Source organism: Vibrio sp. 10N.222.52.C12, assembly GCF_041474215.1.
Taxonomy (GTDB): domain Bacteria; phylum Pseudomonadota; class Gammaproteobacteria; order Enterobacterales; family Vibrionaceae; genus Vibrio; species Vibrio crassostreae_C.
The window spans coordinates 47,470-54,254 of the sequence record NZ_JBFRTR010000042.1 but is presented as its reverse complement, the minus strand read 5'-3'; the positions used below and the strand labels follow the sequence as shown (position 1 = coordinate 54,254).

Below are 6,785 nucleotides of genomic sequence, written 5' to 3'. Positions count from 1 at the left end.
TATCAAATATGTGTCTATGTAAATATTAATCGGCTAGTGATGAAAATAAGATATGAATGAGGTTGGTGTTATACCATGAGCACTGCCTAAAAGTATAAGCAGCAACAAGTTAGATCAATTAGTGTTATTTTTGAGCAAATGTTAGCGTAACCACATGATATTCAAAGATCTGTTGCGGTGGCTTTGTGTTAACTATGGAAGCGTGCAATCGTTGAGTATTTAACATGCACCATCAAGCACCACGATCTGTGGTTCTTTTTCTGGCTGATAAAGCACCTGACAAAAGTCTCCTTCTGGCGAATAGGTGTAGTTTTCGGTGTCGAAAGAGATGGCGGCTACTCTTTCTGCATTGCTGCCAGAGTCTACTTCTTTGTTGATGACATGAAGCTCTGTTGCGTCGATATTGAGCAGTCTTCTTAGTGAGTCAACATAGGCGATTGGGTAACCATGACAAACGTAGTAGGTCTCAATCTCCGTCTTTTCAACATAGTTGCACTCATCCTCAACGCCAGCAATCGCTGACTTCGCGTAGATCATATCGATACCCGTGCGAAGGTTACCAGCCACATCATGTATTTTACTCGCCCGAGCACTTCCTTGAACGTCTAAGAACTTGACCATAGCTGTCGCCGAAACGATCGCTAAAATTAATACAGAGATGATGAGTTCTAAAAGAGTGAAGCCGTTTTGTCTGTTCATGGTTACCGATTATTTGCTCTGCTAAAGGGACGGAATGAGGGTAATCTAAATACCAAAGTCATTACAGTTAGTGGGTATAATGGTTTGGTGTTTTATTGTGTGAATTTCTAAGTAATTTTCTTTATAAACAATAGCTTAATTATTTCCTCTTACTGTTAAACGCTATGTAAGCATACGTAAGCGTACACACCCACAGCAGCCGATTGTTTAGGAAGCATTCAAACGACTTAATTTATTGATAAATAAGTCTTTAATTGTAGGATTGTCGACCATTCAAAAACTGACTTTCGACTTCATTTGAGGGAATTGGTTTACTAAATAAAAATCCCTGAAGATACTGGTATCCACAATCGATTAAGAACGCTTTTTGCGTTTCGGTTTCGACACCTTCAGCAACCACTTTTAGCCCCAATTTTTCACAGATAGCATGGGTGGCTTGGACAATCGCTTTGCTCCCTTTGTGTGAACCGTGGACGAAGCTTTTATCGAGTTTCACGGTGCTAATCGGTAAGTCATGCAACATCGACAGTGACGAGTAGCCTGTGCCAAAGTCATCAAGGTGAAGCTCTACGCCCAATTTAGAAATATCGCTTAACGCTTGCCTGACTTCACCATGCTTGAAGATCATGGAAGATTCGGTGATCTCAAGGGCGATGCTTTGAGGTTGGATATTGTAGAAGTTCAACATTGCTAATAGCTGCTCGGCAAAGGTCGCGTGCATCTGAATACTCGAAATATTGATACTCATCATCAACTCACTATCAAACTCACGTTGCCATATCGATAGCTGTTTGAGTGCAGAGTTCAGAACCCATTTCCCGAGCGGTACAATCTGCCCCGTCTCCTCCGCTAAGCTAATAAACTCATCAGGGCCTATGTTACCTAGCTCTTTGTCTGACCATCGAAGCAAGGCTTCAAACCCTTTCACCTTGTCGCTGTTGGTGTTCATGATCGGTTGGTAGTGAAGGTTGAGATCGTCGTTTTCTATGGCGCGTGCCAGTCGATGGCGGATCTCTACTTTGCGATGCAGGGTTTGTGCTAAGTCTGGGGTAAACGTTTGGAAGCGGTTTCGACCATTCGCTTTTGCAAGATGCATCGCCATACCCGCTTGCTTTAGCAATGTTTCTTGGTCAACCGCGTTATCAGGGAAATGCGCGGTACCTATGCTGCAACCGACAGATAAACTGCCGATGCCTCTGATATGGAAACTTCGGTTTAAGGCATCAATGATGCGAGAGCAAAGTAGTGGGATATTTTGATTTCGGCAGGTGTGGGCAATCACAATGAATTCGTCGCCACCAAATCGCCCTATCATGCATTTCTCATCAACCAACTGTTTAAGGCGTTCACCAACCCGTTTGAGTAGTTGGTCTCCGACAGTGTGCCCATAAGTGTCATTAACTAATTTGAAGCCATCAAGGTCGACAAACATCAATTCAAACGGTGAGCGATAGGCAATGCTGGTTTCTAGAAGGTTGCTGATCCCACGGCGATTATAAAGCTCCGTTAAACAGTCGTGTTCTGCGTTGTATCTGGCTTTTATCAGCTTCTCTTTTTGCTTTGTTGTACAGGCTAGGTTTAGCAGCAGTTCGCTTTTATCAAAGAGCCACTTTCCTTGCACATCAAAATGGTGTGCTCTGAAGGAGGAAACCTTGATAAACCAAGGCGCACCGGTTGTTGGTTCTCTATTCTGTAAACGTGTATGTACAAAAGTGATTACTATGTTTTGCGTACGGTAAATGTAGGGCTCTGATTCCAATATTGATGATCTATGACCAGTATATATACTGCCTTCGCTTTTAATAAATACTGGTGATAGGAATGTCGAAAACCAAAGTGCTCATTGTTGAAGATGACCAAGAGATAGCTCGTCTAACGACGCTTTACCTCGAAGCTGAAGGTTACAATGTTAGCGTTGTTCATGAAGGGAACTTGGCACTTGAAGCGATCCGTAGTATTGAACCTGATTTAGTGCTGTTGGACTTGATGCTTCCAGGGATGAGCGGCGCGCAAATTTGCCGTCAAGCCCGTGAGTTTTACAATGGAATGATTTTAGTGCTAACGGCTTCCGCCGATGAAATGAGCGAGGTCAGCTTGTTTAAATTTGGTGCGGACGATTACGTTGCCAAACCGATTCGTGGCCATGCCTTGTTAGCGCGAATTGAAGCGTTATTGCGTCGAGCGACTCCCGTAAAAACTGCGCAAGAAACTACGGCTGAAAAACAGTGCGATATTGTAATCAACAGCTCTGCTCAAAGTGCCACGCTCTACGGCCAAAACCTCAAGCTTACTTCTGCTGAATTTGAAATCTTAAACCTTCTCGTTAATAACATCTGTCAGGTCGTGACTCGAGACCAGTGCTGTCAGTTATTTAGAGGGATAGATTACGCGTTCAACGACCGCTCGATTGATATGCGCGTGTCTGGGTTACGCCGAAAGCTGCGCATTCACGCAAAAGACAAACAGTTGATTCGTACGGTTCGCAACAAGGGGTACATGCTGGTTGCGTAAGTTCATTGCTACGAAGCTTCGCTCGGTTTCGATGTTTGCTCGCTTATACCTTGGGATTGTGACTGGGATGTCGGCAACGATATTTTTGTTCTTGAACCTTGGTGAGGGGTACATGCGACGCACCGAGATCGAAACCTTCCTCAATGATGGCATCTACTTTGCGGAGCAGTATGTTCGTCAACACAATCAAGAAAACTCACTCTATAAAGAGCTCGATAGAACAGGCTACCAACAATTTTATATCTTCAATTTACGCCTGTTGGAGAATTGGTCGGGCGAGGCGCCTTGCCAACAATGTGAGTTATACACAACCTTAAACGGTGTGCCGATATATCTAAGTGATGACAACCTCTATTCGACCGTGTTTCAGCTACCAAACTCTAAATTCAGTTTTGGGTTCAGTGAGGTAGGGGACTTTTTCTCTCCTGACATTGAATGGTACGAAGACTCAGAACGACACTTTTTGTTAGGGCTGTTGTTGGCTGTGATTGTGGCGATTGGAGCAAGTGTTTACTTACCTGTGAGGCGTTTTCAAGAAAGAATAGAGTTGCTCGTCGAGAAGCAGAAACAGTTTGGTAAGGGCAAGCTTAGTACTCGATCTGACATGGACGACATCCATCCTGTTTCTGATTTGGCCAGCAGTTTTAACTTCATGGCTGAAGAGATCGAAAGCAAAGTAAAACAAAGTCATATTTTCGCTCAAGCTATCCCACACGAAGTACGAACTCCGCTAAGTCGTATTCAACTGGCGACCGATATCCTAAGAAGGGGAGCCCCCGATAATCATCAGGTTCTTTTCGATGACATTGATACCTACATTGAGGATATCAACGAGCTCACGTCAGAAATCATCATGCTGTCGAAGTTGAATGTCATGGATAACTCTTTCTTTGAGCTCGTTAAAGTGACCTCCGATCTTCGTGAGTATTGCCTAGACCGAATTCGTTACTCGAAACTAGACAATGCCACCTTTGAATCTAAGGTACAGCTAGAGTGCAAGATTAAGTGTGATTGCTCAATGGCACGCTTGGTGTTCGATAACGTTCTCAAGAATGCGGGTAATTACACACAAGACAAAGTGTGGATGACGCTGGATGAGAACTCAGAAAACTGGCTGGTGGTGATTGAAGACAATGGTTCTGGAATACCAGAGAATAGGCGTGATGAGGTATTCCTTCCGTTCTCTCGACTAGACTCAAGCAGAACGTCGACCAACGGTGGATTGGGGTTGGGCCTCGCGATTGCTCTATCGGCGGCTAAAAAACTTTCTTGGGATATCAAAATCGACGACAGCAACTATGGTGGCGCCAAGTTCAGTATCGTGATTCCTAAGATCGCATAAGCTGCAGCTTCAAGAGCTCTTCAGGCTCGTCAAATAACAAAGCCACCGACTAATACCGTGGCTTTGTTATATTCCGATTTACAAGCGAGTGACTTCTTAGTTACTACTGCCTAGAGCCTAGAGCCTAGAGCCTAGAGCCTAGAGCCTAGAGCTTAGAGCTTAGAGCTTAGAGCTTAGAGCGATGAAGTCCATAAATAGCGTGGTCTACGATGCGGCCATTCAAGTTCTCGTTACGAGTTATAATACCTTCTAACGTGAAATGTAAGCGCTCACAAACCTTGCGGCTGCTTTGGTTACCGGTTGCGGCTGATATCTCTACCTTTTCCATATCTAACTCATTGAAAGCAATATCAATCAGCTTCTGGACAACGCGCGTCACAATCCCCTTTCCTTGGTATGTCTCAGATAACCAATAACCTATCGTCACCTTTTGCTTATCATGATCAATAGTATTGAAACTGCAGTTACCGACGACCTTGTCTTGATACACGATCGCACAGGTCATGCTTTTCCCTTCCGCATAATCGTGTAGCGAGCGTTGGATGAAGATCCTAAAGTCTTGCTCGGTTTTACAATGTGGCGGCCACACGAGCCATTGACTTAGGTACTCATTCTGGCTTTGTGAGATTTCCGCGTAGTGAGAAGCGAAGCTCTCTTCAACCAATGCGATGGAGAGTTCGTTGTCGATAACCGTTTTAAACATGTCTTTCCTTTTCTTATGGCTGCTTATTTAAGCGAATCTTAGTCGGCAGGCTATAATGTCGCATGATTTTTAATATGCAACCATTTGTAGCACGGATTTTTCGTGATACGTTGGTTCTATCACGAAACTCATTAAACCTTACAATAGTTGTGTATATAATCATTAGCTATGCATTAGTATTAGCGGCCTAAATATATAAAAAATATAAAAATGCTAGGCTTAAATAATGAATCAACATTGCCAGGACGTGACCGTGGACTTAAGGAAGGCTCTATTCGGTATTGCTAAGGCGCTTGATAACGTCGGTTTCGAAAGTAAAAATCATGGACAGAGAGTGGGCTATATCGCGTATCGATGTGCTCTGAGTGTGGGGTGGGAAGAAGAGCAAGCGCAGCTCGCGTTCTCATTGGGGTTAATTCACGACTGCGGTGTATCGCAAATTGACGAGCAGCGTAGTTTGGTTTCAGGGTTCATTCCTGACTCGAGTTACCACCATTGTCAAAAGGGGTACCAAATTCTAAAAGAGTGCCCGGTTCTTTCTATATTCGCTAAGCCGGTTCTTTATCACCATACTCCGTGGTCTGAGCTAAGGGCTATTCATATCAGCGAGTTAGAAAGAGAACTAGCTGCCATCGTGATGCTTGCCGATAGAGTCGATTATCTATACGGCATAACCTCTTCTGATCGTTATGGAAACCTAACACCAGATGGCAAAGCGAGCATCATTGAACGTTTGACTGAACAAGCGGATGAGATGTTCGAAACCAACCTTGTGCAACACATGTGCGAGTTGGTTGATTTGGATGACTTCTGGTTTTCTATGGAGATTCCATACATCGAGAACATGAGGGATAACTTTGAACCTGTGCCATTTTTCTCCCAGCAAATGTCGCTGGATGAGACGGTGGCCTTTGCCGAGTTTATCGCCAATGTTGTTGATACCAAAAGTTCGTTTACCTTTAAGCACTCTTTAAAGGTTGGGCAGCTTTCAGAATACCTCGCCAAACAGCTGGGTTATTCCTACACCACTCAGCGCAAACTCTATCTGGCTGGGTTAGTCCATGATATCGGTAAACTGCAAACCCCTAATGACATTCTGCATAAGCCGGATTTACTCACTGAAGAAGAGTATTGCTGTATTAAACGCCATGCAACGGACACTCGATTCGCATTGCAGGAGTTGTTCAGTTCACCTCAGGTTTGTCAGTGGGCATCTAATCACCATGAAAGGTTAGATGGTTCGGGTTACCCAATGGGAAAAACGGCGGAAGAGTTGGATCAACCCAGTCGAATTGTTGCTGTGGTGGATGTGTTTCAAGCGCTAACTCAGTCTCGACCTTATCGTGGAGGCATGACGTTAGAAGAGACTCTCGCTATTTTGAGGGACCACGTTGATAACTTTAAGTTGGATCGAGAAGTGTTTGAGTGCCTTAATAAACACGCGCAATATTGCTTTGAATTATCGACAGACAAACGAATGTACGCGTTTTAACGCCACTGAATGCTTTCGAGGTGTGACGCCTAAATTCA

The 6,785-nt window shown here is 44.1% G+C and carries 5 protein-coding genes and 1 pseudogene; 3 read left to right on the top strand and 3 right to left on the bottom strand.

Going from position 1 to position 6,785, the window contains the following annotated elements:
* Positions 1-219 precede the first annotated feature (219 nt).
* Both AB4623_RS08165 and AB4623_RS08160 read right to left on the bottom strand, forming a co-directional pair.
* A complete protein-coding gene (locus tag AB4623_RS08165) occupies positions 220-699 on the bottom strand; it encodes a type II secretion system protein (protein ID WP_017060589.1) in 480 nt (159 codons plus the stop codon).
* Positions 700-949: 250 nt separating this feature from the next.
* Positions 950-2,338 (bottom strand): annotated as a pseudogene (locus AB4623_RS08160) (putative bifunctional diguanylate cyclase/phosphodiesterase); the annotation flags it as partial.
* 182 nt (positions 2,339-2,520) lie between these two features.
* Here AB4623_RS08160 and AB4623_RS08155 point away from each other — a divergent pair.
* A complete protein-coding gene (locus AB4623_RS08155) occupies positions 2,521-3,210 on the top strand; it encodes a response regulator transcription factor (RefSeq protein ID WP_017060591.1) in 690 nt (229 codons plus the stop codon).
* On the top strand, positions 3,203-4,552 hold the full coding sequence (locus AB4623_RS08150) for a sensor histidine kinase KdpD (protein ID WP_065584997.1): 1,350 nt from the start codon (positions 3,203-3,205) through the stop codon (positions 4,550-4,552). Before AB4623_RS08155 ends, AB4623_RS08150 begins: the two co-directional genes overlap by 8 nt.
* Positions 4,553-4,718: 166 nt before the next feature.
* Here the strand turns inward: AB4623_RS08150 and AB4623_RS08145 are convergent, their stop codons facing one another.
* Positions 4,719-5,255, bottom strand: coding sequence for a GNAT family N-acetyltransferase (locus AB4623_RS08145; RefSeq protein ID WP_050633186.1), 537 nt, complete (start codon positions 5,253-5,255; stop codon positions 4,719-4,721).
* Positions 5,256-5,481: 226 nt separating this feature from the next.
* Between AB4623_RS08145 and AB4623_RS08140 the strand changes: the two genes are divergently transcribed.
* Positions 5,482-6,747 carry an HD-GYP domain-containing protein gene (locus AB4623_RS08140; RefSeq protein WP_372146135.1) on the top strand — a complete coding sequence of 422 codons (1,266 nt, stop codon included), beginning with the start codon at positions 5,482-5,484 and terminating at the stop codon, positions 6,745-6,747.
* The last annotated feature ends 38 nt before the right edge of the window (positions 6,748-6,785 follow it).